We start from the raw sequence: 25,236 nt of genomic DNA, 5'->3' as shown, positions 1-25,236 counted from the left end.
CGTTGCAACATGACCGTATTGATCACACATCATGTATGAGCCGCGTAGAGGTCTGCATCGAATGGGTTATACGAAGACTGCATTATTGATGGCCGCATTGACGGCCTTGTTCATGGGGTTGGGTTATCTTCTGGCAGGAGCGGGGGCATGCTGTTCGCATTGGTGCTGGCAGCAGCCATGAACCTGTTTACCTGGTGGAACTCAGACAAAATGGTCCTTCGCATGCACAACGCAAGGCCAGTTTCATCTGGTACCCATACGGGGTTGTCTCAAATGGTCGGGGATCTTGCAAAAAACGCAGGCATGCCAAAGCCCGCAGTTTATTTGATAGAAACACCCCAGCCTAATGCGTTTGCTACTGGGCGAAATCCTAACAACGCTGCCGTTGCCGTCACTACGGGATTGCTACAGACCCTCACAAGGGGTGAACTGGCGGGCGTTGTCGCGCACGAACTTGCTCATATCAAGAACCATGACACTGCGATTATGACCGTAACTGCCACGTTCGCGGGTGCAATTACGATGCTAGCCAACTTCGCGCTGTTCTTTGGCGGAAGACGGGATAGTGCTGTTGGCCTAGTGGGGACCATCGCGCTGATGATCTTGGCCCCATTGGCTGCGGGTTTGGTCCAAATGGCTATTAGTCGGACCAGAGAATACGCTGCCGATCGCGTCGGCGCCGAGATTTGCGGTCAACCTCTGGCATTGGCGTCTGCCCTCGAACGTATTCAGCAAGGAGCGGCAAACATCGACAACGACGCTGCAGAGCGCAACCCGGCGACCGCACATATGTTCATCATCAATCCACTTCATGCGCACTCACGTGACAAGCTATTTTCAACTCACCCGTCGACGGCAAATCGGATAGCTGCGTTGCGAATGCTAGCCCAGCAGTCGAACGCAGCCGATGAAAGCAGCAATACCCGAAGCACTAAACCATCATCCAGGACTGGCCCTTGGGGGTGAAGGTCGCATGCAGGAACTGTTTCTGGTGAGCCTTGTCAGAAGAAGTCATCTTGAAGCGGACAGGACTTTTCCTAGCCTTCGCCACAAACAAACGCTCTCCTTTGACGTAAATCAAAACCGGCCGCGAGATTTCCCTTTGATGACACCCGGCGTTTTTTGATCTGAAGGAACGTTCAGGCATTGCTGTCCGGCTGGGAGGATTGACCATAAGTGGGAAAGCGATCCACCTCTGGCACCGTTTGGGTGTCCACACGGGCTCTGATGAGCGCGAATATACCGAGGTCTGGCAGAGTTGTTGACGCGTATGAAGTAACGTCCACGCTGCGCAGGCCCTGAAGCATCACGTCGACCAGAAGCAATTCCGGTTGCGTGCGATCAAGGATTTGCTTTGCTGTTCTCAAATTGTAGGCGACGCCAACAATCTCAACACCTTCTAGGTGGGTCGCCAGTTCCTGGACAGTCGAGCGAGCTTCGTCCGGCGCGACGATTAACATACGAATTGGATCCATCGTTCCGGACTCCTGATTTTTGCTGTGAGGGAGGTTTTGGGTGCGCAGTTTCATAGCGACCGCCCCAAATGCTGTCGGGCCGCTGATTGAAGTTGATAAGGTGGGGGAAGGGGTTTTCAGCGCGCTTTTATGAGCGTGCGCCCAACTAGCAGGGTCACACTTCCAAGGGCCGATCCCAATACGAGAGCATTGGCAAAAAAGACACCACCAAACAAGGATACGGCGATGTTTCCGGGCCGTTGAACAGCCGTACCTGTCACGATTTCCAACCAGTCATACAGGTAAAACGCGAACAGAACAGACAGGCCTACAGGCGTAACGATGAGTGCTGTTCCAAGGCAAATCAAACCGCGACCGAGTAAGGCTCGTGGCGTCTGTCCTCTGAGCACGAAGGCAGCTATGGCCGCAAAAATGCCCAGAGCGAAAACTAAGTCCACTGGAAAAGCGAGGTCACCCGAGACAGAGCGTGCCAAAGCTGAGATGAGAGGCAACAGGATGAAAGTGACGAGCCCTGCGGCAAGAAACCCGGTGAATGTTTCAGGTAGAGCGCGCGAAAACAGAAAGTTCCCGCGTTCTTTTTGATGGATCGGAATAATTCAAGCCGGAGAAACCTGACCGAACTGCGCTGACAGTCTGTTTGGACGAGATCGCATCATGGCCCCGAGTTTTGTTGAAGGTATGGCGGCTCAATTGGCCGCTTATGCCCCTGAATTTGGAGAGCCAGCGTTTTTTTTGGTACCTAGTCAAATTCTTGTGGAAGTTGGGCAAGTTGAGTCAGGAGGCTTGTCTGAAGCGCTTGGCTAAACGCGCGACGGACACGGTTGGCCTAATTGCGCTGCAACACAGTTGGCCATGGCACTTGTTGAACCTGTGTCGCGCGCGTGTTGTACTGGAATTTGGCCGAAGGGTATCGATGGATGCGCTGATTTCGAAACCCGATAGTTGCAAGCTACTGAAAACTGAGCGGCCCGTTCCTAAATCGGAATGGTTAGATTTCCGCCTGCGTGTCAGGTTAGACCGACGGATCCACCGTGATATCAGGAGAGCACATGTCTGCTTTTGACCAAACCGTTTCTTCCCTCACCAAAGCCTCGGATTTGCTGGTCGCAGCGCTCGAGGCGGAGGGCGTTGAGTATGTTTTCGCCGTCCCAGGTGAGGAAAATCTGGATGTGCTGGAGTCTTTGAGAACGTCCAAGATTGAGCTTGTTCTGACACGTCACGAACAGGGCGCAGCGTTCATGGCAGCGACATATGGGCGTTTGACAGGAAAAGCCGGGGTCTGCATGGCAACATTGGGTCCCGGCGCCACAAATTTTGCCACACCCGCCGCCTACGCGCATTTGGGTGGGATGCCACTGGTTATGATCACGGGCCAAAAGCCGATCAAAAAATCGAAGCAGGGCCAGTTTCAGATCATTGATGTGGTGGGTTTGTTCGACCCGATTTGCAAAATGTCCAAGCAGATTGTGCACGGCAACACCATCCCCTCGTTGATCCGCGAAGCGTTTCGCGTCGCGCAAGAGGAGCGTCCCGGCGCCGTTCTGTTGGAACTTCCCGAGGATATAGCGGCCGAAGATACCACCGAGCCGGTCCTGCAACCCCATCCGCGCTACTACGCCGTGGCTGGTGACACGGTTCTGAATGAGGCGGCCGAGATGATCCGCTCGGCTAAAATGCCTTTGCTTTTGTTGGGGGCGGGAGCCAACCGAAAGCATGCTCGCAGCGCACTCAGCGAGTTTGTGAACGACACGCAGATTCCGTTCTTTGACACGCAGATGGGCAAAGGCGTAGTAGACGAGCGGTCCGATCTATTTTTAGGGACCGCAGCATTGTCCGACGGGGACTACTTGCACTGCGCCATCGAAAGGGCCGATCTGATCATCAACGTGGGTCATGACGTGGTGGAGAAACCTCCTTTCTTCATGAAGGAAGGTGGAACCAAAGTGATCCATGTGAACTACAAGGCGGCGCAAGTTGACCAAGTCTATTTCCCGCAAGTCGAGGTTGTCGGCGATCTGGCGCAATCCATCGAACGGTTGGGCGATAAGCTTGGTGGCCCACTGGATTTTGACCGCAGTTATTTCGAGAGGGTCAAGCAGGAAACCGACGTGCACATCTCGGCAGGAGCAGATGATCCGCGCTTCCCAGTGATCCCGCAGCGGTTTGTGGCCGATACACGCAAAGTTATGCGTGACTGCGATATCATCGCGTTGGACAATGGCATCTATAAAATATGGTACGCGCGAAATTATCAGGCCTACCAGCCCAATACAGTCTTGCTGGATAACGCACTGGCCACGATGGGAGCCGGCCTTCCCTCAGCCATGATGGCGGCCAAACTCTATCCTGATAGGCGCGTCATGGCGATTTGTGGCGATGGTGGCTTTATGATGAACAGTCAGGAAGTTGAAACGGCCGTTCGCTTGGGCCTCAATCTGGTTGTGACCGTGCTGAACGACAGCTCGTACGGGATGATCCGCTGGAAGCAGTCTCATGCCGGGTTTGAAGATTGGGGACTTGAGTTCAAGAACCCTGATTTTGTGCAATATGCCAGAAGCTATGGTGCGACCGGCCACCGGGTAGAGCGAACTGAGGATCTGGTCCCCACCTTTGAGCAAGCGTTTGCAGCGGGTGGCGTCCATCTGATCGATGTTCCTGTTGATTACAGCGAAAACCAACGCGTACTGATTGATGAACTAGCGGAAAAAGTCTGCCTAATCTGATCCGTTATTTGAAGGTTGGTTAGAGCAACTTGGCTGGAGGTTGGCCGGGCGGTATGTGACCGCTCGTTTCTTTACATCGTCGGTTAGTGAAGCTCAGCTATATGTCTCTGGAGCTTTTCGTAGGTCGGGCCATTGTTTCGGGCAATGACCGTAAATCACGAACGCGTCTTTTTCTGCGGCCAGTTTCATCAACCGTTCTGCGCTGGCATTTGCTGCGGCCTCGTTCCATGCCCCCACGAACTTTTCGTCAATTTCTTCTGCTCTTGAAATCGCGTCGCTGGTCAACATCACTGCTCGTGACGGCAGTTCAACCAACAGTGCGATTTGCCCCGGCGAATGACCGGGCGCTTCCAACACCGTTAGCCTTGGACCAACGCGCACATCGCTTTCAACCAGTATATAATCGCACTCTGGCCAGTCTAATGGTTGCGTGTTGCCCCAGTACAGCGGCTTGGCGAGTTTGCGTTCATTGGCAGAGATCAGGATCGGCGCTTCTGGAAATGCATGCAACCCGCCCACGTGGTCGATGTGGGTATGCGTGCAAACATGAAGTGTGACATCTTCGGAGGTTAACCCCAGCTTTGCCAACTGTGCTGCAGGTAGGTTGTCTGGTGTGCACTCAAGCACCTCGCCAAACTCATCCAATCGATCTTCTTCGGAAGCAGATTGGGCATTCTTAGCGTATTTTTCCGGGAGGCCAGTGTCGACAAGGATCGTTTCATTTTCATCCGTTTGTATAGCAAAGCCCGAAATGCCGATTATGCGACCGTTGGAGTGAACTTGGAACAAACCATAATCCAACACGGCAAGGCTCACCGGTCGACCTTTGATAAAACCTTCAGCTTGCACTCGGTCTCTCCTCCGTTGTCCGGCAAGAACTTGGCGCACGCTTCGAAAGTCATTGCGCATACGCAATTACGATACCAAATGGATGGCGGGGTGCCTCCCTGGGTAGTCAATCTAGCCGACCCACAGTTAGTACCACAGAAAGATTCAAAAGTGTTCGCTTGGCCGTGTGCCGTTGTTGGTTATGCGTGCTAGCTTTGTGGTAACGACGGGGCAACGGTATTGACCAACAACAAGAAACACGATCCGCTGGATGAACTACTACGCGCTCGACTGCGCATTCCGGTTGGCGCTGACCTGAGGCTGAGGGCGCTGTGCCAGTTAATGAAGGGCGTTGACTGGATCAGTCGCACCACGACCGGCCAAGCGTTTTTTGCATTGAACGAAACAGAACGAATTCTGTTGGAACTGGATGAACGTACTGGGCACGACTTGGTACGAGCAGTGCTTGCGATGAATGGGGGAACTATTGTCAAAGCCCACGGTCTTGAAAACATTCCAGCCAGCGGCCCCGTCATCATTGGATCAACACATCCAATCGGCACTTTCGATTTTTTGGCACATGCGGGAGCTCTGCTTGACCACCGTTCAGACTTGAAAGTCGTCGCCGGTCGCGAGGCCGAGCGGTTTCTTGGGCGCGATTTGATCGTACCGGTGGACTTGGACCGACAGGACAAGGTGCTGACAGCGCGCCAAACTCGAGCCGGCATGTTGGCACATTTGGAACAGGAGGGTGCGTTGCTGGTATTCGGCTCGGGCCGTGTGCCAACGTTGAAAGACGGACTTCTGATCGAGCCGCAATGGCGAACCGGGGTTACTCGTGTTTCCGCAGAAAGCGGAGCGCCGATTGTCCCGGCCTCGGCGAACATGCGTAATTCGCGGCACTACTACCGAACTCGACGATTGGCGGCACTACTCGGTGGGGGAAACGACGAGTTCGGACGCAGGGTGGCATCCTTAAGGTACGTGTCAGAGCTGATTGCTAAACTAGGTGGAACCTACGATGTGTATTACGGCCCAATTCAACCTGCGGGAACAGCACCGGACCTGCTGAAAGAGTTATCAGAAGGATTGGTGCCTGGTCTCTACAAATCCTAGGGCACTACAGCATGGCGAAAGAAAAGATCGGTCAGCACCATGGGTTGTGGGTGTCACAGAGAGTTAGGTCGCGCGTTAGTTTTAGCCTAAGACTAAAGCTGAACTGGTAGGACAAGCCTACATTCGGGTTTCGTAACCAATACAGAAATTCGCTTCCGTCCAGTCCTCCGTCTACAACAACTTCAGGCAGGAAAGATCGCTGGCTAGCAGAGACTCATTCAAACTGACACGCACCGCCGCTCCGGCCGAATGGCGCGAACTTGGTGCAGTATAAAGGGCAGCTTTACTGGCCTAGCTGAGACTGGTTCAGAATTTGTCTGATAGCACCCAATCAGGTGCTGGCTGTTCTAACGCTTCCTACTTCGACTTCTCTGTTGCGTTCGGATGATGCAATTGCCGCGAAAACGATGGCCAATGACTTTAGGTTGTTTCTTGCAGAAACCGTAGGCTCTCGATTGTCTTCGATTGCACAAAGAAGCTCGCCCATTGCGCCACGAAATCCGTCGTTGAACCATTGTCCTTTGAGCGCTGGGCGCGCGATGCCATGCGCCGTCTCAAGCGTTACAGATTGTGTCGAAAGATCCGGCCCGTCTGCTGTCAGGCTGCCGGTCGTGCCCGCCACGTACGTTGTGTCTCGAGGGCCATAAGGCACGCCCCCGTCAAAAACCAAACTTGCTTGTCCTTGGTCCAAACGTACCAATGCCTGCGACATCAAAGGGACTTTGTTTGCCTGGCCGCGCGCAGTTGTAGCGGTTGCAAATACGCTTTCGGCCCTGTCTCCGACCAGGGACGTAAGAAAGTCGAACCAATGCACCCCAAAATCGTAGAGTATCAGGTGGTCAACCTCGTCAAACGGAGTACCTGCAGTCCAACCGTGATCCCAGTGAATTGAGAAGTGGGCAGACAGAACATCGCCGATCAATCCGGCTGAAACCGCTTCGCGCATCCAGGACAGGTGCGGGGCCCAGCGACCATTTTGGTTTACCGCGAGTTTCACACCCTGATCATCCGCCAGCTTCACAAGGTCATTGCCCTGATCAAGGTCGGTAACAAATGGCTTCTGGCTAAGCACGTGTTTGCCCGCTTGCAAGGCAGCTTTGATAATTGGCACGCGATGTTCTGGGTGGAGGGTGATATCGATAACGTCAATCTCACGATCTGCAAGAAGTGCCTGCCAGTCATCTTCGATGCGGGCAGACGGACAGTACTCAGCGGCCTTTTCCTCGGCCTTCGCCCGCGTCCGGTTCCAGATTGCGGCGACGTCCCAGCCGGCCGTTCGGTAGGCATCAAGATGGCTTGCAGAAATTCCGCCCGTACCAATTACCCCGATCCGGGGCCTGTAGTGCTGAGGCATCGGCGGCGTATACGGCAAACCCGGGGCAGGGATGTCCCGCTTCTTGGCCGATTTCAAAGCGTACTGGTCCGTATCGCCACTGTCCCCACTCATGACAGCAACCGGAGTGTTTGTTTTTCGCGTGCCGAACGACGCGCGGTATCGACGATCCGTTGCGCGGTCAGACAAAGGGCGGGATCCAACGGCCCTGTGACCGGGGCTCCTTTGGAGATGCAGCCAAGCACATATTCGATCGCATTTCGTTCGCCAACTGGAAGCGGGGTCACTGGAAACTCGTGCCTTTCAGGTCGGGCGCGGGTCTGAACTGTTAGGTGGCTGGCATAATCAGGCGATGAAATGGTGCCATCTGTGCCCACAAAGACAAATCCACAGGTTGGCTGAGGCTGCGTGGTCCACGGGTCGGTGAAGGTGCCCCAGCGTGTTTCCATTTTGGATAGCCCGGTTTCATAACGGCAAACGGCAATGGCATGCTGGTCGACTTCGATACCGGGTGTTTCGTCAACCGTACATGTGACCTCGATCGGCGCTCTTCCATCCATGTACCAAGTTCCAAGCGTCGCTCCGTAGCCAAGATAATCTAACAATGATCCACCACCAGATGCACGCGTATACCACCAGGAGTTCGGTTTCTGACGCTCAACCTCCTCGGCGGTTACTTCAACTTTGTCGGCCAGATGGTACAACGGTCCCCGATTTCCGTCGTAGAAATGAACTTCACGCAAATCGCCGATCATCCCCTCATCAATCAACCGTTTGGCCGTCACGTGGCTTTCAACCCATCGCAAAGGCCAGTTGATGATCAGCTGTTTGCCTGTTTCGTTCATCGCTGCCATCATGCGGCGCGCATCATCCGCGGATGCAGCAAAGGGTTTTTCGACAAAAACATGCAGGTCGTGTGGGGCCAACCTTTCAGTAAATTCCGCGTGCTGAGCTGTCGCTACACACAGAAGTGCCATGTCGTAAGGACCCGCTGCCATGCATGTGTCGAAGTCCGTAAACACCCGATCTTCGGGAATGTCGAAAGCCGTCACTGCCGCCTGCATTTTAGCCCGATCCGGATCGAAGACTGCGGCGATTTCAGCGTCAGGATGATCGTGCACCATCCGCAATAAATCACCCATGTGCATGTGATCGAAACTGATGCCGACGATCCGGAATTTTACCATTGGAACCCCCCTTAGCGTGTGCCGGTGATCCTGACGTAAAGCGCGGTAACCGCGAGGATGATCAGTCCAAACAGAGCTGTACGTGCACCTTCCGGCATCTGCATCAAAGTTAACATAGTATCCAGCACACGCAGAATTAATGCTCCCACAATCGCACCTGCGAAACTACCACGGCCTCCGAAAATCGACGTGCCGCCTATCACTGCCGCAGCGACTGAAGGCAACAACAACGGATTGGCGAGGCTCAGCGAGGTTTGACGGATCATGCCGAGATAGAGCAAACCAGCCAGCGCAGCGATTAAACTGGAAAGCACGTAGAGCGCCAGGTAGACCTGCCAAGCTCGAACCCCGGATAGTTTGGCAGCCTGTTCGTTGGAGCCAAGTGCGAACAGCAATCGGCCAAATCCGGTATAGCGCATGAGCCACAGGATAAAGAGTGCGAAGGGAATGAACACGAATAGACCATTCGGCATCCCCGCCGTTCGGCCTGTTCCGAGCCAGGCAAGAAAAGTGGGGATTTCTGTTCCTGCATTTATGACCAACCGTTGATAGACCTGCAGGCATCCCGTGGCGATTAATCCTGTTCCAAGGGTCATGATCAATGGATGGACCCGGACCAATCCCACTCCGATGCCATTTACTACGCCAACAACAAGGCCAGCGGACAGCGCGATCAATACTGCAGGCGTGACGCCCCAGATCGCACTCAGCGTTGCGCAAACGAAAGCTGATACGGTGGCAACCACCCCTACGGACAGGTCAATGCCGGCCGTTAGCATTGTTAGCACCTGGCAGGCGGCAAGCATGGCCAGCGGAATTGCGAACTTGATTAGATTGCCGACCCAAAAGGTTGATATCAGCCCATCCCGTCCGGCCCGGACCGGGGTGACGATACCGGGTCGCAAGACCTCGAGTGCAGCGATCATCAAGAACAGGAAGACCAACAACGGGATGATCGGATTATCACGCAGATACCGACCAAAGCGGGCCATCGGCGGGTCTGTGGCGTCCATACTCATCGGCGGGCCCCTTTTAGTGAAGCCGCCGTGCCCAGCATAACAACGAGAACCATAATTGTGCCTTCAATAATGGTGGTCACATTTGGATCGACGGCCAGCAATGTCAGGATCGTTCGAATGATCCGCAGAATGAAAACGGCGATAATGGGTCCAAGCAGCCCGCCTTTACCACCACCTAGCACGACGCCGCCAAGAACCACCGCGGCGACAGAGGCCATGAGGTATGGGCCCGGTACCGGTTCGCCAATTCCGGTCAGGGCGGCCAGACTTAATCCACCCATGGCACAAAACAGACCGCAAAGCGCGTAGGCAGCAATCTTCGTTCTTCCGACCGCAACGCCCGAACGGAAGGCGGCCAACTCGTCCGACCCGGTTGCATAGATCGAAAGGCCAAGTTTGGAGCGCCGGATCGGCAACCAGATCACCGCGATGCCTAAGACGATAACGACAAGCGCCTTTGGCAGCCCGTCGAACAGAAAATGACCCCGGATTGCCTGCTCCAGCCAGTCCGCTGTCGCACCGCCGGGTGTCTCGAGGATCAACAGCGCAACGCCTTCCCACACAAAAAGCATGGCGAGTGTTACGACGATGTCGGGCACCCGCGTTACCACGATCAGAAGGCCATTAATCAGCCCCATCAAAAGCCCAACGCCCAGAACGATTAACAAGGCTGGTACACCGGCCATACGTTCCATCAATACGGCAGCAGTCACAGCGCATACGGCCATCATAGATGCGACGGACAAGTCGATGCCTCCGACGATCACGACGACAGCCATACCGGCAGTTGCGAAAGCAAAGGGCAGGGCGGCGCGGGCGATACTCTCCAGCCCTGACGCTCCGAACGTGGGTTGTATCAATTTTGTGATGGTCAGAAGGAGCACAAGAAGGACCACCAGCCCTGTGACCCATGCGTGTTTTCGGATAGGCCCACTCACGCCGCGCCCTCCGTTTCGGTCAGACCATAAGCCGCCCGCATCAGTGTTTGTTCATCGGCGTCGGCCGCGTCTATCACGTCGACAACACGCCCGTTGAAGATCACTACTGCACGGTCACAGGCCAGCGGGATTTCCTCCAACTCAGATGTGTAGAATAGAACCGCCGCGCCCTGATCCGCCAACTCTCGCACCAAGGGGTATATTTGGCGTTTTGTGCGCACATCGATGCCGCGGGTTGGGTCGAACAACAGCAAGGTTTTAACACCTGTCGCCAGCCAGCGGCCAATGGTGACCTTCTGCTGATTGCCGCCGGAAAGTCGTTGCACTTCGCCTTGGGCGCGTGTGTCGATCTGCAGTTTCTCGACCGCATAGGCGACCCGGTTACGCTCGTGGCGGAGTTTTATCGGCCCCCAGTTTTTGATGCGGGCTGAGAATGGCAAAGCGATATTTTCTTTCACTGACCGTTGCGCCAACAGGGCATCGGAACGATCGCCCGGCACAAAAGTTAGTCCGGCGGCAATGGCGTCGGCGGGATGGGAAAAACTAACCGGCTGCCCGTCCACTTTCATGGATCCTGACGTTGGCCGGTCAAAGCCTGCCAAAACCTCGAAAAGCTCGTCCTGCCCCTGACCTTCCAGTGCCACGACTCCCAATACTTCACCGGGGTACAAGTCGAACGAAACGTCCGAGAAACTGGGCTCAAACGCCAGCGACTGTACGTTTAGGCGGGGTGTCTTTGTTTGCGGTCCATTTGCTTTGAGTACCGCACGCTTTCCGATGTCTATCTTTTGTCCCAACATCAATTCGACGACGCGTTCTTCTACGCCGGGTTCGATTTCGAGATCCCCAACGGACATGCCATCTCGCAAAACCGTGGCTCGGTCGCACAGTTCTGAGATTTCAGTGAAGCGATGGGAAACATAGATCACACCCATACCGTCATCTGCTTTTAGTCTTACGGTCTTCAAAACACGTTCAACCAGATCCGTAGGCAGTGCAGCCGTCATTTCGTCCAGCAAGAGAACGTCAGGTTCAACCGCCAGTGCGCGTGCCAAATCAAAGATGCGAAGTGTGGCGAGAGGCAGGTCGCCAATCATCGCTGACAGCTTCAAGTCTTCAACGCCGAGCTCAGAAACCCAATCTCGGAACCGATCGACTGGTGTGTCGGTCAGCCTGAGATTATCGGTGACGTCGAGATCAGGAATGAGCGACGGTTCCTGATAAACCGGCACCAGGCCGGAGCGGCGCGCCTCGGCAGGGCTTCCGACAAGTGCTTGTTTGCCTCGGATTAATACCTGGCCCGCATCAGGTTTTAGAGCGCCTGTAATTATTTTAACAAACGTGGACTTGCCGGCGCCATTGGCGCCCATCAGGGCGACGATCTCGCCTTCAGCGACCGTAAGATGGGCGTTGGTTAAGGCATGTACAGCGCCAAAACTTTTGGCGACGTCAGACGCGTCGAGAAGTGGTGTGCTGTTCATGGAAGCCCTTGAATACTAAGTGTATTGGATTTGCCTTCCGCCCAGCTAAGGGCGGAAGGCCAGTCATTTAGGATCAGCCTTCGCCGGGTCCCTTGCAGTCGATGATTTGTTCCATTGTGTAGTCGGTCCAGCCGGGAACGGTCACAGAAACCGGCCACTCAGGGTCCAGATTTGGATTCTGTGCTGCCTTGATCGTTTCTCGGCCCGCATCTGTCGCGTTTTCCCAAAGCACGGGGTCGACAAGCACTGTTTTACTCTCAGGGGCTTCGCCGTTCAGTATGTCCACCGCCAAAGCAATGCCTGCACCACCGACGGAACCAGGGTTTGTCACCGCTGCACCATTCAACCCTTCAACTTCGGTCAGGTACTGAACGAAGCCCGCATTGTCCGCACCGACGATCGGTACCAAAGGCGCGCCGGATTCAGTAAACGCGTCGACAATTACATTGTCGATGCCGCTGGTCCAGACACCGTCAAACGGGATGCCAGTGGCAAGGAAATCAAAGATCTGTTGCTTGCCCTGGTCCTGCTGCCATCCAGTGAAGACTTCGTGCACTACGTTGACGTCGGGGTGTTCAGCAAGCGCGCGTTTAAATCCGTTGTCGCGGTCTGTATCGGCGGACACACCTGCGATGCCGCGCATATAAACAACATCACCTTTGCCACCGAGCTGTTCAAACAGCCACTTGGCACCAAGGTAGGCATATTCTTCTTGGTTGTTTGAAAGAATATACGCGCCATCAGCCGAAACGCCCGCATCTACGGCAACAACGACGATGTCCTGCGCCATCGCTTTTTCAAGTGCCGAATTCAAAGCGTCAGGATTTGATGGGTTCAACACAATTGCATCAACACCCGCTTCGATCAGATTGTTGATGTCTTCCAATTGCCCGGCTGAATCCGTGTTTCGGTGCGCGACGATCAGGTTTGTGACATCGCCTTCAACCAAGGCCTGTGCACGCATCGCGCAGATCATCTGTTCACGCCAGCCGTTGCCCTGAACGGTGTTGGAGACGCCGATGGTGTATTGCTTGTGGCCGTCCGCAATCGCCACCGTTGAAAGAGATGCAGAAACTGCTATCGCAGCAACGCCGTAAAGTAGGTTTTTCATTTCAGTTTCCTCCCAGTTTTAGTCATTTCAAATTTGATAATTTCTTCATTTGATGAACGGTGACAGGACATCCCGGGCCAGTAGGAAGCCCCGCTTCACCTTCTCGTCTGTTCCTTCGAACAACCTGTCTTCATGCTCGATGATGATCGAACCGTCGTATCCGACGCGGTACAGGCCGGAAAAGAAATCGGACCAGTCCACATCACCCAGCCCGCAGAGCCGCGGGATCTGCCACCCCATTCCAGTCGACATCACCCCGTTTTCATAAAGTCCATCCTGATCGACCATCACGTCCTTGGCATGGACATGAGCCATGTGAGGGCCAAATTCCTTGATGAAACGTGTTTGATCGATGAATTGCCAAATCAAATGTGAGGGGTCGAAATTCATGCCGACGGCGTCACCCCATTTCTCGAAAATCCGTCGCCAGATTCTTGGTGAGTAAGCGATGTTGTGACCCCCGGGCCATTCGTCATAGCTGAAGATCATCGGGCAGTTCTCAAAGCACAGACGTACTCCTGAATTTTGAGCATGCTTGACGATTGGGTCGAAAATCTCGGTGGCGCGCTCCCAGTTCGCATCGAGGTGTAGAGTGCGGTCTCCGCCAACGAAGGTGTTGACGACCTTGATGCCCATCACCCCGGCAGCGGTGATCACCTTTTTCAGATGCCCAATAACTTCGGCCCGATGCTCTGCATCGGCGTGAAGCGGATTGGGATAGTATCCGAGACCCGATATCTCGATCCCCTGATCGGCGAGCTGCCCAACAATTTCATTGCCCTGATCGGCGGAAAGGCTGTCCACATTGATGTGGCTGGTCCCAGCATAACGTCGTTGCTCGCCACCGGATGACGGCCAGCAGGCAACCTCCATGGCCGAAAACCCATTGGCACCGGCCCAGGCCGCCACCTCTGTCAACTGAGAGTCTTCGAATGGTGCAGTCAGCAAGCCCAGTTTCATTTCATCACCCTCAAATCTCGCTCAAATCTACCCAGCGACTCTCGCTTGCCGATTTCACGACGGCATCGCAGAAACGCATCTCGTAATGACCATCTTCAAACGTGGCCCAGGTGCTGGTCGGCTGGCGTCCGCCTGCGAGGACGTCGGCATAAACCGCCCGAAAAAAGTTGAAGAAGGAATCCGCGAACCCTTCCACATGCCCTGGCGGCAATGTGGCGGCTGCGACCCCAGGGCCGTTCATCAAAGTAAAGTCGCGCATCAGCGTTTGGTTCGGCCCGTCGCGGTGCCCAATGAACAGATGGTCGGGGGTTTCGCTGTCCCACGCAGCGCTGGCTTTTGCCCCGGCGATATCCCATTGCAGCGAGTTCTTTCGGCCCATGTTCATCTGAGACGTGCTCATCACACCGCGTGCTCCGTTCTCATACCGAATAAGGATCATGGCAGCATCGTCGGTAACGATGGGCACACTCTCGGTTTCGCCGGTTCCGCTGGAAAACGTTTCAACCGGGCCGAGGGGTTTTTGGCGTTCCGGGATGAATGTTGCCAGCTCTGCAAAGACGGAGGTTGCTTTCAACCCGGTGACGAAGCTGGTCAGGTCAACCCAATGAGTTCCAATGTCACCGACCGATCGCAGCGCACCCCCCATTTCGCTTTCCAGCCGCCAGTTCCAGTCACTGGGTTTGGCAAGCCAGTCCTGATGGTAATGTCCTGTAACGAAACGGATATCACCTAAGTCCCCCGACTGAACCATACCGTGAGCCTGCTGGTTCAGTGGATAAAAACGAATGTTGTAGCAAACAGCCGCAACCTTTCCTGACGCATTGGCAAGGTCGACCATCTCGGCGCTTTCGGCGGACGTCATGGCAAGTGGTTTCTCGCAGATGACGTGTTTGCCAGCGCCCAGGATCGACTTCACTTGCGGATAGTGCGCGTGGTTAGGGGTCGTTACGTGCACTACATCGATGCTTTCATCCGCCAAAAGATCTTCCAGAGAGTCATAGGCGCGTGCCACGCTCATTGCTTGCGCCCGTTCCTGTCCGCGCTTTGGCGATGAGCCGAGAACACCTCTTACGTCAAGGCCAAGGCGCCGAAGAGCCTGAACATGGACCGTTCCTATGAAGCCGGTCCCGATCACTGCAGCGCGGATTTTCGCGAAGTCACTCATGATGTGCTCCTGTCAAACAACCGAAAACCCTCCGTCCACGATCAGGCATGTGCCGGTCACAAAAGCCGCAGCGTCGGATGCGAGAAACATGGCTGTTCCGGCGATATCTTCCGGGTGACCCCAGCGCGCCAAGGGTGTGCGTGCTTCGACAGCGGATGTGAAACTGGCATCTTCCCGGGCGCGTGCCGATTGCTCGGTCACGATGAATCCCGGTGCGATGGCATTCACGCGAATGCCGTCTTTGGCCCACGCAATAGCCAGGGATTTTGTCAGTTGTTCCACACCGGCTTTTGACGCGCCGTAGGCCGGGTTTTGCGGCGAACCAAAGCGCGCATACATTGAGGCCACATTAATGACGCGCCCTTTCGCGGCTGAAAGGGCAGGGTGCAACGCTTCGGCGCATCGAAACGATCCGGTCAGGTTTACGTTCAACACGTGGGAGAAGAACTCGGGCGCCATTTCCTCGCCGCGCCGAGTGATCGCTGCGCAATTGACCAGAACGTCAATATGGTCGCGCATGTCCGCGAATTCGTAGACTTCGTCGGTGTCGGTTACATCCAGTTGATTGTAGGTAAAGCGGGCCGCGTCCACTTCGGCGCATTCCGGTTCCACGCCGGTAATTTCCACTGCGGCACCTGAGTCCTGAAATGCTCTGGCGATAGCAGCGCCAATGCCCGCCCGGCTGGCGCCTATCACCAGGACCTTCGCCCCGGCAAAGTCGAATGAGGCCTTCGAAGTCAACAAAGAGCCCGGCTTTTTTTGCGTTTGAGTTTGGATACCATTAGGTCCCCCATTTGGCGAAATTGCGTCTGCAATCGATTACATTTTGCGAAAAAGCAGCTTTCATATTTGTGTAATCGATTACATAATCGGCATCAGAACAGATTCGAGTCAAGCTGGAAATCGTCTGACAGGCCATGAGCAAGAAACCTAAACCCGCCACGATACAGGACGTCGCACGCGCCGCGCGGGTGTCGACAGCCACTGTCAGCCGTGTTTTGTCCAATCCCAACCTGGTGTCAAAATCAACGCGGGTCGCCGTCCTTGAAGCTATTCAGGAAACGGGTTACCGCGTCAATCAGGCCGCCCGAAACCTACGGATGCAACGGGCAGGGGCAGTGCTGATCCTTGTTCCCAACCTCGGGAAACCATTTTATTCGGGCATTCTCGCTGGTATCAGCGAGGGGTTCGCCGGGTCGGATTACGCAGTTCTGATCACCGATACCGAAAGTAACCCGTTGAAGGAGGAAACCCTCGCTGGGTATTTTCGCGACGGTCGAATTGATGGCGCCATCTCATTGGATGGTGGTATATCTTCGGCCGCACTTCAGCAGTGCGTCACATACGGAGCAGGCGACCGCATCGTATTTTTATGTGAATGGGTGGAAGGAGAGGCCTTTCCGGTAATCTCCAGCGACAACGCTGAAGGTGCCCGATTGGCGATCAGGCACCTGCATGATTTAGGCCACAAGAAAATCGCGCATGTCACTGGGCCTGACGGAAATGTTCTGACGACCGCTCGGCGTGAGGGTGTTGTTGAAGAACGGACGCGCTTGGGTCTTCCGGCGCGGCCTGAATGGATCATCAGGGGTGACTTCTCGCTGGAGTCCGGACATGAGGCCGCCACACGAATACTCGCGATGGATGAGCGCCCAACAGCGGTGTTTTGCGCTGCGGATATGGTTGCCTTTGGGTTGATTTCCGGGCTGGTGGCAGGTGGAATGAAGGTGCCCGGCGACATTTCGGTTGTGGGTTTCGACGATATCGAAATGTCGGGATCGTACGTTCCCGCGCTGACAACGATCCGACAAGACCGGCATCAACTGGGGCGCCGTGCGGCAGAGGTTTTGCTGGGCAAGTTGGCGAACACGGGCAAAGCTCTTCCAACGAAATCAGCGCTTCCTGTTGAGCTTGTAACACGAGCAAGTTCTGCGCCGCCCAATTAGAGAAGCCAAAGTTCAGGCGCCTTTGCTATAGTCAATGAGAAGGCGCGGGAAACACTGTGAGCGATGGAGAAAGGGGAAATGAGTAAGTTGACCGCACCCATCGGCTCCGAGTTTGCCGTTCGGGACTATTCTCTGACCGGTGACAGCACGCGGCATGCGATAGAAGCCGGTCTGTCGGCGGCAGAGTGGTACCACAGCGAGGTTCCTCGAAAGAAGCTGAAATCGCTTATGAAGCGCCGGGATGCACCGGCCATACGTGACACAGTGATTTGGATCGCCTTGCACTTAGTTTTTGCGGCTGGTGGCCTGTATTTTTGGGGCAGCTGGCTTTGCGTGCCTTTCTGGTTTGCATACGGTGTCGTGTATGGTTCGGCATGCGACAGCCGTTGGCACGAATGCGGACACGGAACGGCCTTTCGAACCCGTTGGATGAACGACGTGGTGTATCACATCGCGTCTTTCCAGATCATGCGGAACCCGGTCAATTGGCGCTGGAGCCACGCACGACATCACACCGATACGCTCATTGTTGGCCGCGATCCGGAAATAGCGTGGATGCACCCGATCAGTCTGTTCCTAAAGGCGCTTTCATTTGTAGGGATTGTCGAGACGTGGACTTCGCTCAAAGTTCTGATGCGAAATGCCATGGGGAACTTGTCGCAAGAAGAGCGGGATTACATTCCGGAAAGCCAGTGGCCCAAAGCAGTCTTTTGGGGGCGGGTTCACATTGCAATCTACACCGCTGTTTTGGTGATTTCATTTGTATTGTTTGTCTCTGGGGCCGGATGGAAATCTCTGATCCCAATTCTCTTGATTGGGGGTCCTCGGGTCTATGGGTGCTGGCACTTTGTAATGACGGGGCTGCTTCAGCATGGAGGATTGGCAGAGAACGTTCTTGATCACCGGTTGAATTCCCGAACGCTGTATATGAACCCGATCAGCCGTTGGGTTTACTGGAATATGAACTACCACATTGAGCATCATATGTTCCCGATGGTTCCGTATTATGCGCTCCCAGAGCTTCATGAACTGATCAAGGATGACCTGCCGCCGCCGAACACTTCGATTTGGGACGGCTATAGGGAAATGATGGGTTCCGTCATGAAGCAGCGCGTTGACCCGAACCATGCCATTCGAAAGACGCTCCCGCCGACGGCCCGTCCTTATCGGGAGCATCTGCATATGGCAGTTCCCGAGCGAAATACCGGATTAGAAATCAGTGATCGGGGAGAAACATAATGCCTTGGGTTGACGCATGCGCCGTAGACGATGTTGACGAAGAAGACGTTATCCGCTGGGATCACGAGGATCGGACATACGCAATTTATCGTAGTTTGAACAATGAGTTCTATTGCACCGATGGTCTCTGTACGCACGAGCAAGTACATTTGTCGGGCGGTCTTGTGATGGACTATGAGATAGAGTGTCCCAAGCATAACGGACTATTCGACTATCGCTCAGGAAAAGCTCTCAGAGCGCCGGTGTGTGAAGACCTCGGCACCTACGAAACCAAAGTAGAGAATGGTCGTGTAATGGTGTTGGTTTAATGCTTTATCGGGTTGGGAGGGGTTAGTGATCGACCTGTCCGCAACGGGTATTCGGCTTTCCTTCGATTTGCAATTGGGGTTGATTGAGAGCTTCAGTGTGAATGACGGTGGCGCAGAGATTTCGCCACTGCATCGCGCACCCTGGGTCGGGACAAACGAAGTTATGCCCAAAGGCATAGCACCTCATCTGGAAAAGTTGGGCGGTGATTTTTTCTGCGCTCCATTCGGGTCTACCGAAGGAGCATCGCCTCTGCATGGGTGGCCGCCTAACTCATGTTGGGTGCTTAAAGAAAAGACAGGCAGTTATCTGCGTGCTGAGCTCGAAAAAACGGTCTTTGGGGCAAAGCTTCAGAAAGAGATTACTGTGCATCCGGGGCATCCATTCGTCTACCAGCTCCACACGTTCATTGGTGGCGAGGGGTTAGTGCCGGTTGCAAATCATGCCAATGTATCTTTGCCCTATGGCGGGATCATTCAAACCTCTCGAAAGCAATGTTGGAGGACACCCAAGGCTGCGCAGGAAGTTGATCCGGCATTGGGCTATTCAGCACTTCGATATCCGGCCGAAAGCCAAATGTTGACATCTTTTCCTGGTAAAGAGGGCGATGTGAACTTGTCCATCTACCCATGGTCGTCACAGAGTGAAGATTTTGTCGTTGGATTGGATTCACCTGACGAGCAATTAGGATGGACCGCAGTCATTCGTCCCGTGGAAGGCGACGTTTTCCTGTCACTTAAATCGGCTCAAGCATTGCCTATGACAATGCTGTGGCATTCGAACGGTGGTCGATATTATGCTCCTTGGTCGAGCCGGCACTTCGCCTGCCTCGGGATCGAGGAGGGCGCCGCCTTGCCCATTCTGGGGACTGACGAAGACAGTTTTCCAAAAATGCGTGGTGCCATTCACCTGGACCCTCATCGCCAAGTTGAGATCATCCACGTCATCGGTGCGCTCCGTTGGCGTAGGGGAGCCAGGGTAAAATCCGTCGAAACTCTGGAAAACCAACTTCTGATCCGAAGCACTGAGAATGAAGAGTATCTCGTGCCGTTCGATGTGGATGCCCTGAGTCTTTGAGCGGATTGGCCGCTTTGGTGGTTATTTCCCAAACTTCGGTGAACTTCTAAACTATACCCAGACCGGCAATAGAACTTGGCTCGGCGAAGTTCGCCTTTTTTGGTTCTGAGTTTCACAGAAGCCTTTCTTGCAAGGTCAACAATAGGCATGGTCCAGACTATGAAACTGGAGTTCCAAAGCAAGCGTCTTCATTTCCGCCCTCTCGTTGAGAGCGATATTGATATTGAAGTGGCACTTTGGACTGACCCCAAGGTCGTTCGTTTCATTACGGGCGAGGTCTCCACTGTCGAAGAAATCCGCGAACTAATGCCCGTCGTGACAATGCGCGCTGGTAGCGGTTGCATTGGCATTTGGTGTTTGATTGAGAAAACCACAAACGAAAAAATTGGCCACGCGGCACTTCTCCCGCTCCCGACCGACGCTGAGGATACAGAGTTTGAATTGCTCCAGAGTGATCAATGGCCAGATCGAGATATTGAGATCGGCTTCGTCCTAAAGCGGTCAAGGTGGGGTGCAGGATATGCGACAGAAGCTTGTGCTCGCCTCGTTGAATTCGCATTTCTGGAGTCCTCAATAGATACTTTATACGCGACGACTGATCATCAGAATTTCGCTTCTCAGAACGTTTTAAAGAAGTGTGGATTTCAGGATTTAGGCCTTATTCGCGCTTTCGCGGGCCACTATCCTGGATTCAAGATTGAGCGCCAAAATTATTAAGCCCTTGGCGTTTGTCTTTAACTGGATTGCTTGACTTGAATTGCCGGTTAAGTGCGCAAAAGTGAGGCATAGCTTTGCGACTTTTCTCAAAAGGTTTGTTAGATTTTCTAAGATTATTCCACGTTCTGGGACAAGTTGATCGCTAGTTGTTCAGCGTAACTGAGCCAACACATCTTCCGCGGCCCTTAATCCTTCTAGATGGGCTCCACTGACCGAGCATTGTTGGGTGGGATGCGTCGCTTCACCGGCGAAGTGCACCCACTCAGCATGAGGCTGGCGCAGGACAGCGCGTTGGTTATGGCCTCCGGGTCTGGCTCCAGCGTAAGAGCCACGCACATAAGGTTCATTCCGCCAGGCGGTCGCGTACCCTTTGATGAAGTCCTTTCTGATGGCCGTGCCAAAGAAGCCAACCAGAGTCTCGAGCCCGTGTTCTATGGCACTTTCAGGTTCTGCTTTCTGCAAGTCTTTGGAAAGGCTTCCAGAACTTTCAAAGCTGGTTAGGCCGGTGTTTGAGATGTTGCAAAGAAATCCGCCACCACGGGCCACGCCCAACGCGTCGGGTTCTAAGTGGTATGTCAGCCAAGTATCGGATTGCACAGGCAAGGCATTGGGTTGGAAAAGTAGCCCCGCGTGATTGTAATCTCCCATTGTAATAAGTTCGAGCGCTGCACGCCGGTCGGATTCAAGTGGGGGATCAAAGCGAATAATGTCTTCGGCTAGAACCCCAACGGAAGCTGTTACGACTACGGTGCGAGCTTTAATGTTGCCCTTCGCCGTCGTTATGTGCACGCCATCCGCGAAAGATTTTATTTCTGTGACTGGTGTGTCCAGTCTGATTGGCAGACCCCGTGCAGTGCATGCAATGAGATGGCCAAAGCCTTCACGGCAAAACCAGTCGTCACCGCCTTCCCAGGCACTGATGTCTCGCAACGATGTGTCCGGCAAGTCTCTGGCAAGTGACAACGCAAATGTCATCGCTGCTGTAAAGGACCAAGGTCCTTTGTTTTCCCAAATATCAGCTAGGGATCGATCTGTTGGAATTCCGGTGCTTGCCTCGATTTCTGCATCGATGCGCGCCGCCTCATCTATCGCGGCATGAATTTCATCGACTTCGTCCCAAAGAACAGCATCATCCTCTAAGCCATAAGTCATCGCGTTGTCCGGGGCCGCATAGAGATCAAGACCAAGTGCGAGACCGGGGGCTTTCAGAGCGTTTACATGTTCGGTGTGCATCCAGTGCGCACCCATGTCGAACGGAACATCAAAGATTTCCGTATCCGTGTGTGTACGCCCTCCAACGCGGTTAGATGCCTCAACGCAAACAACAGCTAGACCTGCCGATTTGAGGGCGCGAGTAGCCGCGATTCCCGCAGCTCCGGCACCAACGACAACGACGTCAAAATCATAAGCACTCAATGATTTCGCTCCAACAAATAAAGTGACTTGAGAGACAATTTCCGGAGTGAGCTTCCACTTCTTCTTTGGCCTCGTGAGACCTTACAGGGATCTGAATTGTCCAAGAGTTTTGTCATTTGCACGGAAGCAGTCATGCGTCGGTGCTTGAGCTTAAATCGCAAACAAATTTTGGAATTGAAACGCCCTCGTATCTAGCCAGATCGAGCGGATCTTCCGTGTCAAACTTGCTGCATCTTCGGTATATTTCCAGCATCTCGACAGAAAGCTTGCCGATCTTAAAAAAATACATCGCTGCAGCATACCTTGTGGCGCCAGAACCAGGCGTTCCGATAGTCGTTGTCAGGAACTGCCTTTGAGTTTCTGCTTCTGACGATTTGAAAACACCTTTCGTCACGATTTCGTCTCAGCCAACAATTCATCATTCAACGAGACAACTTCATCCTCTCCGGGCGTTACTTCAGAGCTATAGATGGGTAGTATTTTCCTCAAATGGTCGTGGTGGGAGCGCACGCCGTACTCAAGATCAGAAAGATAGAAGCCCTCAAAAGCCTCTGAGGCCATGGCTTCGTTTGACCATATCGTCAGTTGAATATCTTCTTCCACTGTTTCTCGATCAATCCGAGCGGCAAGGTACCGAGCCGCTTTTTGTTGGCGGTCTTCGTTTGGGTTTCGGTATGTTGCGCTTCGAAGGATGGACTTTTCTGTCGTGACTGGAAACTCCTGATAAAACAGGGTTGTCTCAGGCGTGACCGCTATTACTGCATTCGGAAAAATGCCGTAGTAGAGCCAAGTTTTGTGCAAATGCTCAGGTAGGTGAGGCTGCGGCTTTGTGAATCTCTTGTAGTTGCGAACGGCCCATCGACGACCCTTCGTCGGAGTGAATTTTCCATCGGAACGTGAGATGCCATCAACATATGGTTCGTCTGCATAAGTCGAGCCATATAAGTCCTGAAGGGCAGGGTGCGCGAGAGGGACATGATACCCTTCGTTGTCGACATCTCTGATTGATTTCCAGTTTACCGGAGTTTCCTCCGTCCATATCCCGTCCGTCGGAACATGTTCGGCCATTTTGTAGGCAGAGATTTCCTGTTCAATCGGGGCAAGAAGTTCCGCTATCGATGGCTGGGGGCCGGGTTTGAATCGGACAAAGACAAAGCCCTGCCAGATTTCCATTTCGATTTCTTTCAGGCCAAACTCGTGCTTGTCTAGATCAGGGAAGGACTCGGGGCGGGCGGCGCCACGCAGTGTTCCATCAAGATTGTAAACCCAGCCGTGAAATGGGCAGACCAGAGCGTTCGCACATTTTCCTTGTTCTTTGGACACGAGTCGAGAACCGCGATGACGACAAACGTTTAGAAACGCGCGGATGTCCGAATTGTTAGCTTTCAAGATCAGAGCGCGTTCGCCGCACATATCAAAACACAGGAAACTTCCGGGTTCCGGAATATCCGAAATATGGCAGGCGATTTGCCAGTGAGTTTTGAAGAGTTCGCTCTTCTCGAGCTCAAGAAGAGCAGCACTGTGGTAGCACCACCCGGGCAGCCCGCGCCGGTCCCAATTGGCGGGAATTTCGGTATTTCTGGCTTCGTCGCGCATCTGTGCAATCCGCTTAATTTTGACTTGGTCAGTCAGTGTTTCAACTGGGTAGGTGAGTTCAAGCAAACAGTCTTGAATGTTCAACTTGATCAGCCACCCTTCAAGTAACTGTAGGTTTCGCTCAGTTTGGGTTGTGCGTCAACATTTTCTGACTGAATGATCATTCAGAAATAGTTTCGAGATAAATCTCAAAGTCGTTTTGACATAGTTATTTTCTTTCTATTTGCATAAGTTTTGTACAATTATAACTGTTTGCGGGGATTTGATCAAAATCTTCCCGGCTGCGCTTGACAGCGAAGATTTCGTCAGACTACCGTTCTGAATGACCAGTCAGATAAAAATATGACGGCTGGAGGAGGATGGGGTGCATAATGATCGCGCCCGCGACGCAGGGCGCGATCATTCGAAATAGTGTCTAGCAGACAAGGCAAGCGAAATTGCTGCAGCCACCACTCAGGGAGAGGAAGCGAAGTCATGAGCTCAATCAGGAAAGTTGCCGGGATTACAGTTTTAGCAGTAACGGCTACTGCAATTTCGGGATCGGCATTCGCGCAAGAGCGTGTGTTGAAGGTTACGAATTGGGGAGAATACATCGCTGAAGACACAATTTCGAACTTTGAAAAAGAATACGGCATCAAGGTCATTTATGATCCGTATGACTCTGCCGAAGCAATTGATGCTAAGCTGCTGGCAGGAAACAGTGGATATGACGTGGTTAGTCATGCCGGCAGTGATACGGCTCGGCTGATTAAGGCGGGTATCGTCGCTCCGCTTGATATGTCGAAGCTCGATAACATTAAGCACATTGATCCGGCCATTTTGGAACAGCTGGCCAGCGAGTGGGATCCAGGCAACCAGCACTTCATTCCGTATATGTGGGGAACGCACGGTGTCACATACAACGAAGAATTGGTGAAAGAGACTTATCCTGACGCCCCCATCGGATCGATGGATATGGTGTTCGACCCTGTGCACATGAAAGAGCTGTCCAAGTGTGGCGTTTCGTTCTTGGATTCCCCGGGCGACATCATTCCAATGGCTTTGGCGCATATGGGTTTGGATGCGAACTCCACAAACAAGGAAGACTATGAGAAAGTTGGGGAGATGCTGGCGGAAATTAGGCCGTACATCAAAACCTTCGATAACTATGCCTATCAGCGGATGCCTCAGAAAGAGTTCTGTGTTTCAACCACTTGGGGCCCGGATGGTCTTCTTGCGATGTCCGGTGCAGCCGAAGCCGATACTGGTGTCGTGCTAGACTTCTTTTTGCCCGAAGGTGATCGCAGAGCACAGCTGTGGATTGATGGCTGGCTGATCCCGCAGGACGCTGCCAACAAGGAAGACGCACATCTTTTCCTCAACTACATGATGCGGCCCGAAGTTGGCGCCAATGATAGTAACTTCACGTGGTATGCGACTGCCAACCTGACGGCCAAACCAATGGTTGATGAAGCCGTCACGTCCAGCCCGGCCGCTTTCCCGACATCGGATCAGGTTGCCAAGATGTATACGACTGCCGTTCTTCCTCCCAAGGTCGAGCGTTTGCAGACGCGCACCTGGACTGACTTCAAGGCCGGTAATTGATCCACTCACCCCAGCAAGT

23 protein-coding genes and 2 pseudogenes are annotated in these 25,236 nt (G+C 53.8%); 10 read left to right on the top strand and 15 right to left on the bottom strand.

The window, feature by feature from the left end; translation table 11 throughout:
* The first annotated feature begins 61 nt into the window (after positions 1-61).
* Positions 62-966: pseudogene (gene htpX, locus ACR0AK_RS09975) on the top strand (zinc metalloprotease HtpX).
* 173 nt (positions 967-1,139) lie between these two features.
* Here htpX and ACR0AK_RS09970 read toward each other — a convergent pair.
* Positions 1,140-1,529: a response regulator gene (locus tag ACR0AK_RS09970; protein ID WP_480793198.1), complete on the bottom strand. Its 390-nt coding sequence runs from the start codon at positions 1,527-1,529 to the stop codon at positions 1,140-1,142.
* Between the two features lie 62 nt (positions 1,530-1,591).
* Complete coding sequence (locus tag ACR0AK_RS09965) at positions 1,592-1,912, bottom strand: hypothetical protein (RefSeq protein ID WP_480793197.1); 321 nt, start codon at positions 1,910-1,912, stop codon at positions 1,592-1,594.
* 612 nt (positions 1,913-2,524) lie between these two features.
* On the opposite strand from ACR0AK_RS09965, the gene ACR0AK_RS09960 reads away from it, so the two are divergent.
* Complete coding sequence (locus ACR0AK_RS09960; protein WP_480793196.1) at positions 2,525-4,198, top strand: acetolactate synthase large subunit; 1,674 nt, start codon at positions 2,525-2,527, stop codon at positions 4,196-4,198.
* 93 nt (positions 4,199-4,291) lie between these two features.
* Here ACR0AK_RS09960 and ACR0AK_RS09955 read toward each other — a convergent pair whose 3' ends face one another.
* Positions 4,292-5,047 carry an MBL fold metallo-hydrolase gene (locus tag ACR0AK_RS09955; RefSeq protein WP_480793195.1) on the bottom strand — a complete coding sequence of 252 codons (756 nt, stop codon included), beginning with the start codon at positions 5,045-5,047 and terminating at the stop codon, positions 4,292-4,294.
* Between the two features lie 219 nt (positions 5,048-5,266).
* Between ACR0AK_RS09955 and ACR0AK_RS09950 the strand changes: the two genes are divergently transcribed.
* Together ACR0AK_RS09950 and ACR0AK_RS09945 are read left to right on the top strand one after the other, a co-directional pair.
* The gene (locus tag ACR0AK_RS09950) at positions 5,267-6,142 is read left to right on the top strand and encodes a 1-acyl-sn-glycerol-3-phosphate acyltransferase (RefSeq protein ID WP_480793194.1); all 876 of its coding nucleotides are present in this window, start codon (positions 5,267-5,269) and stop codon (positions 6,140-6,142) included.
* Positions 6,143-6,281: 139 nt separating this feature from the next.
* Positions 6,282-6,416: pseudogene (locus ACR0AK_RS09945) on the top strand (IS6 family transposase); the annotation flags it as partial.
* Positions 6,417-6,473: 57 nt separating this feature from the next.
* Here ACR0AK_RS09945 and ACR0AK_RS09940 read toward each other — a convergent pair.
* The 9 genes from ACR0AK_RS09940 to ACR0AK_RS09900 all read right to left on the bottom strand — a co-directional run bounded on the left by ACR0AK_RS09940 (position 6,474) and on the right by ACR0AK_RS09900 (position 16,080).
* Positions 6,474-7,589: a Gfo/Idh/MocA family protein gene (locus tag ACR0AK_RS09940; RefSeq protein ID WP_480793193.1), complete on the bottom strand. Its 1,116-nt coding sequence runs from the start codon at positions 7,587-7,589 to the stop codon at positions 6,474-6,476.
* Entirely contained in the window at positions 7,586-8,662 is a 1,077-nt protein-coding gene (locus tag ACR0AK_RS09935) for a Gfo/Idh/MocA family protein (RefSeq protein ID WP_480793192.1), read from the bottom strand. The genes ACR0AK_RS09940 and ACR0AK_RS09935 overlap by 4 nt, the downstream gene beginning before the upstream one ends.
* Before the next feature lie 11 nt (positions 8,663-8,673).
* Complete coding sequence (locus ACR0AK_RS09930) at positions 8,674-9,681, bottom strand: ABC transporter permease (protein WP_480793191.1); 1,008 nt, start codon at positions 9,679-9,681, stop codon at positions 8,674-8,676.
* Positions 9,678-10,619: an ABC transporter permease gene (locus tag ACR0AK_RS09925; protein ID WP_480793190.1), complete on the bottom strand. Its 942-nt coding sequence runs from the start codon at positions 10,617-10,619 to the stop codon at positions 9,678-9,680. The genes ACR0AK_RS09930 and ACR0AK_RS09925 overlap by 4 nt, the downstream gene beginning before the upstream one ends.
* Positions 10,616-12,100, bottom strand: a complete 1,485-nt coding sequence (locus tag ACR0AK_RS09920) for a sugar ABC transporter ATP-binding protein (RefSeq protein WP_480793189.1) — start codon at positions 12,098-12,100, stop codon at positions 10,616-10,618. Before ACR0AK_RS09920 ends, ACR0AK_RS09925 begins: the two co-directional genes overlap by 4 nt.
* A gap of 73 nt (positions 12,101-12,173) precedes the next feature.
* On the bottom strand, positions 12,174-13,211 hold the full coding sequence (locus ACR0AK_RS09915; RefSeq protein ID WP_170558238.1) for an ABC transporter substrate-binding protein: 1,038 nt from the start codon (positions 13,209-13,211) through the stop codon (positions 12,174-12,176).
* Between the two features lie 45 nt (positions 13,212-13,256).
* Positions 13,257-14,171, bottom strand: coding sequence for a sugar phosphate isomerase/epimerase family protein (locus ACR0AK_RS09910; RefSeq protein WP_480793188.1), 915 nt, complete (start codon positions 14,169-14,171; stop codon positions 13,257-13,259).
* Between the two features lie 10 nt (positions 14,172-14,181).
* Positions 14,182-15,336, bottom strand: a complete 1,155-nt coding sequence (locus tag ACR0AK_RS09905) for a Gfo/Idh/MocA family protein (RefSeq protein ID WP_480793187.1) — start codon at positions 15,334-15,336, stop codon at positions 14,182-14,184.
* A gap of 12 nt (positions 15,337-15,348) precedes the next feature.
* Positions 15,349-16,080 carry an SDR family NAD(P)-dependent oxidoreductase gene (locus tag ACR0AK_RS09900; RefSeq protein WP_480793186.1) on the bottom strand — a complete coding sequence of 244 codons (732 nt, stop codon included), beginning with the start codon at positions 16,078-16,080 and terminating at the stop codon, positions 15,349-15,351.
* A gap of 173 nt (positions 16,081-16,253) precedes the next feature.
* Here ACR0AK_RS09900 and ACR0AK_RS09895 point away from each other — a divergent pair, with 173 nt between their 5' ends.
* The 5 genes from ACR0AK_RS09895 (at position 16,254) to ACR0AK_RS09875 (ending at position 20,621) form a co-directional block, all read left to right on the top strand.
* Positions 16,254-17,282, top strand: coding sequence for a LacI family DNA-binding transcriptional regulator (locus ACR0AK_RS09895; protein WP_480793185.1), 1,029 nt, complete (start codon positions 16,254-16,256; stop codon positions 17,280-17,282).
* Between the two features lie 78 nt (positions 17,283-17,360).
* Positions 17,361-18,521, top strand: coding sequence for a fatty acid desaturase family protein (locus ACR0AK_RS09890; RefSeq protein ID WP_480793184.1), 1,161 nt, complete (start codon positions 17,361-17,363; stop codon positions 18,519-18,521).
* On the top strand, positions 18,521-18,829 hold the full coding sequence (locus tag ACR0AK_RS09885; RefSeq protein WP_480793183.1) for a MocE family 2Fe-2S type ferredoxin: 309 nt from the start codon (positions 18,521-18,523) through the stop codon (positions 18,827-18,829). Before ACR0AK_RS09890 ends, ACR0AK_RS09885 begins: the two co-directional genes overlap by 1 nt.
* A 163-nt stretch (positions 18,830-18,992) precedes the next feature.
* Complete coding sequence (locus ACR0AK_RS09880; RefSeq protein WP_480793182.1) at positions 18,993-19,904, top strand: hypothetical protein; 912 nt, start codon at positions 18,993-18,995, stop codon at positions 19,902-19,904.
* 159 nt (positions 19,905-20,063) lie between these two features.
* On the top strand, positions 20,064-20,621 hold the full coding sequence (locus ACR0AK_RS09875; RefSeq protein ID WP_480793181.1) for a GNAT family N-acetyltransferase: 558 nt from the start codon (positions 20,064-20,066) through the stop codon (positions 20,619-20,621).
* A 150-nt stretch (positions 20,622-20,771) separates the two neighbouring features.
* Here the strand turns inward: ACR0AK_RS09875 and ACR0AK_RS09870 are convergent, their stop codons facing one another.
* The 3 genes from ACR0AK_RS09870 to ACR0AK_RS09860 form a co-directional block, all read right to left on the bottom strand.
* On the bottom strand, positions 20,772-22,037 hold the full coding sequence (locus ACR0AK_RS09870) for a flavin monoamine oxidase family protein (RefSeq protein WP_480793180.1): 1,266 nt from the start codon (positions 22,035-22,037) through the stop codon (positions 20,772-20,774).
* Between the two features lie 130 nt (positions 22,038-22,167).
* Positions 22,168-22,431: a hypothetical protein gene (locus tag ACR0AK_RS09865; RefSeq protein ID WP_058273081.1), complete on the bottom strand. Its 264-nt coding sequence runs from the start codon at positions 22,429-22,431 to the stop codon at positions 22,168-22,170.
* Positions 22,428-23,699, bottom strand: a complete 1,272-nt coding sequence (locus ACR0AK_RS09860; protein ID WP_480793179.1) for an aromatic ring-hydroxylating oxygenase subunit alpha — start codon at positions 23,697-23,699, stop codon at positions 22,428-22,430. Before ACR0AK_RS09860 ends, ACR0AK_RS09865 begins: the two co-directional genes overlap by 4 nt.
* A gap of 408 nt (positions 23,700-24,107) precedes the next feature.
* Here ACR0AK_RS09860 and ACR0AK_RS09855 point away from each other — a divergent pair, with 408 nt between their 5' ends.
* A complete protein-coding gene (locus tag ACR0AK_RS09855) occupies positions 24,108-25,217 on the top strand; it encodes an extracellular solute-binding protein (RefSeq protein ID WP_480793178.1) in 1,110 nt (369 codons plus the stop codon).
* The last annotated feature ends 19 nt before the right edge of the window (positions 25,218-25,236 follow it).

The organism is Ruegeria sp. BI12 (assembly GCF_056537985.1).
The sequence above is the reverse complement of the archived record's forward strand: the minus strand, read 5'-3'. Positions and strand labels throughout refer to the sequence as shown.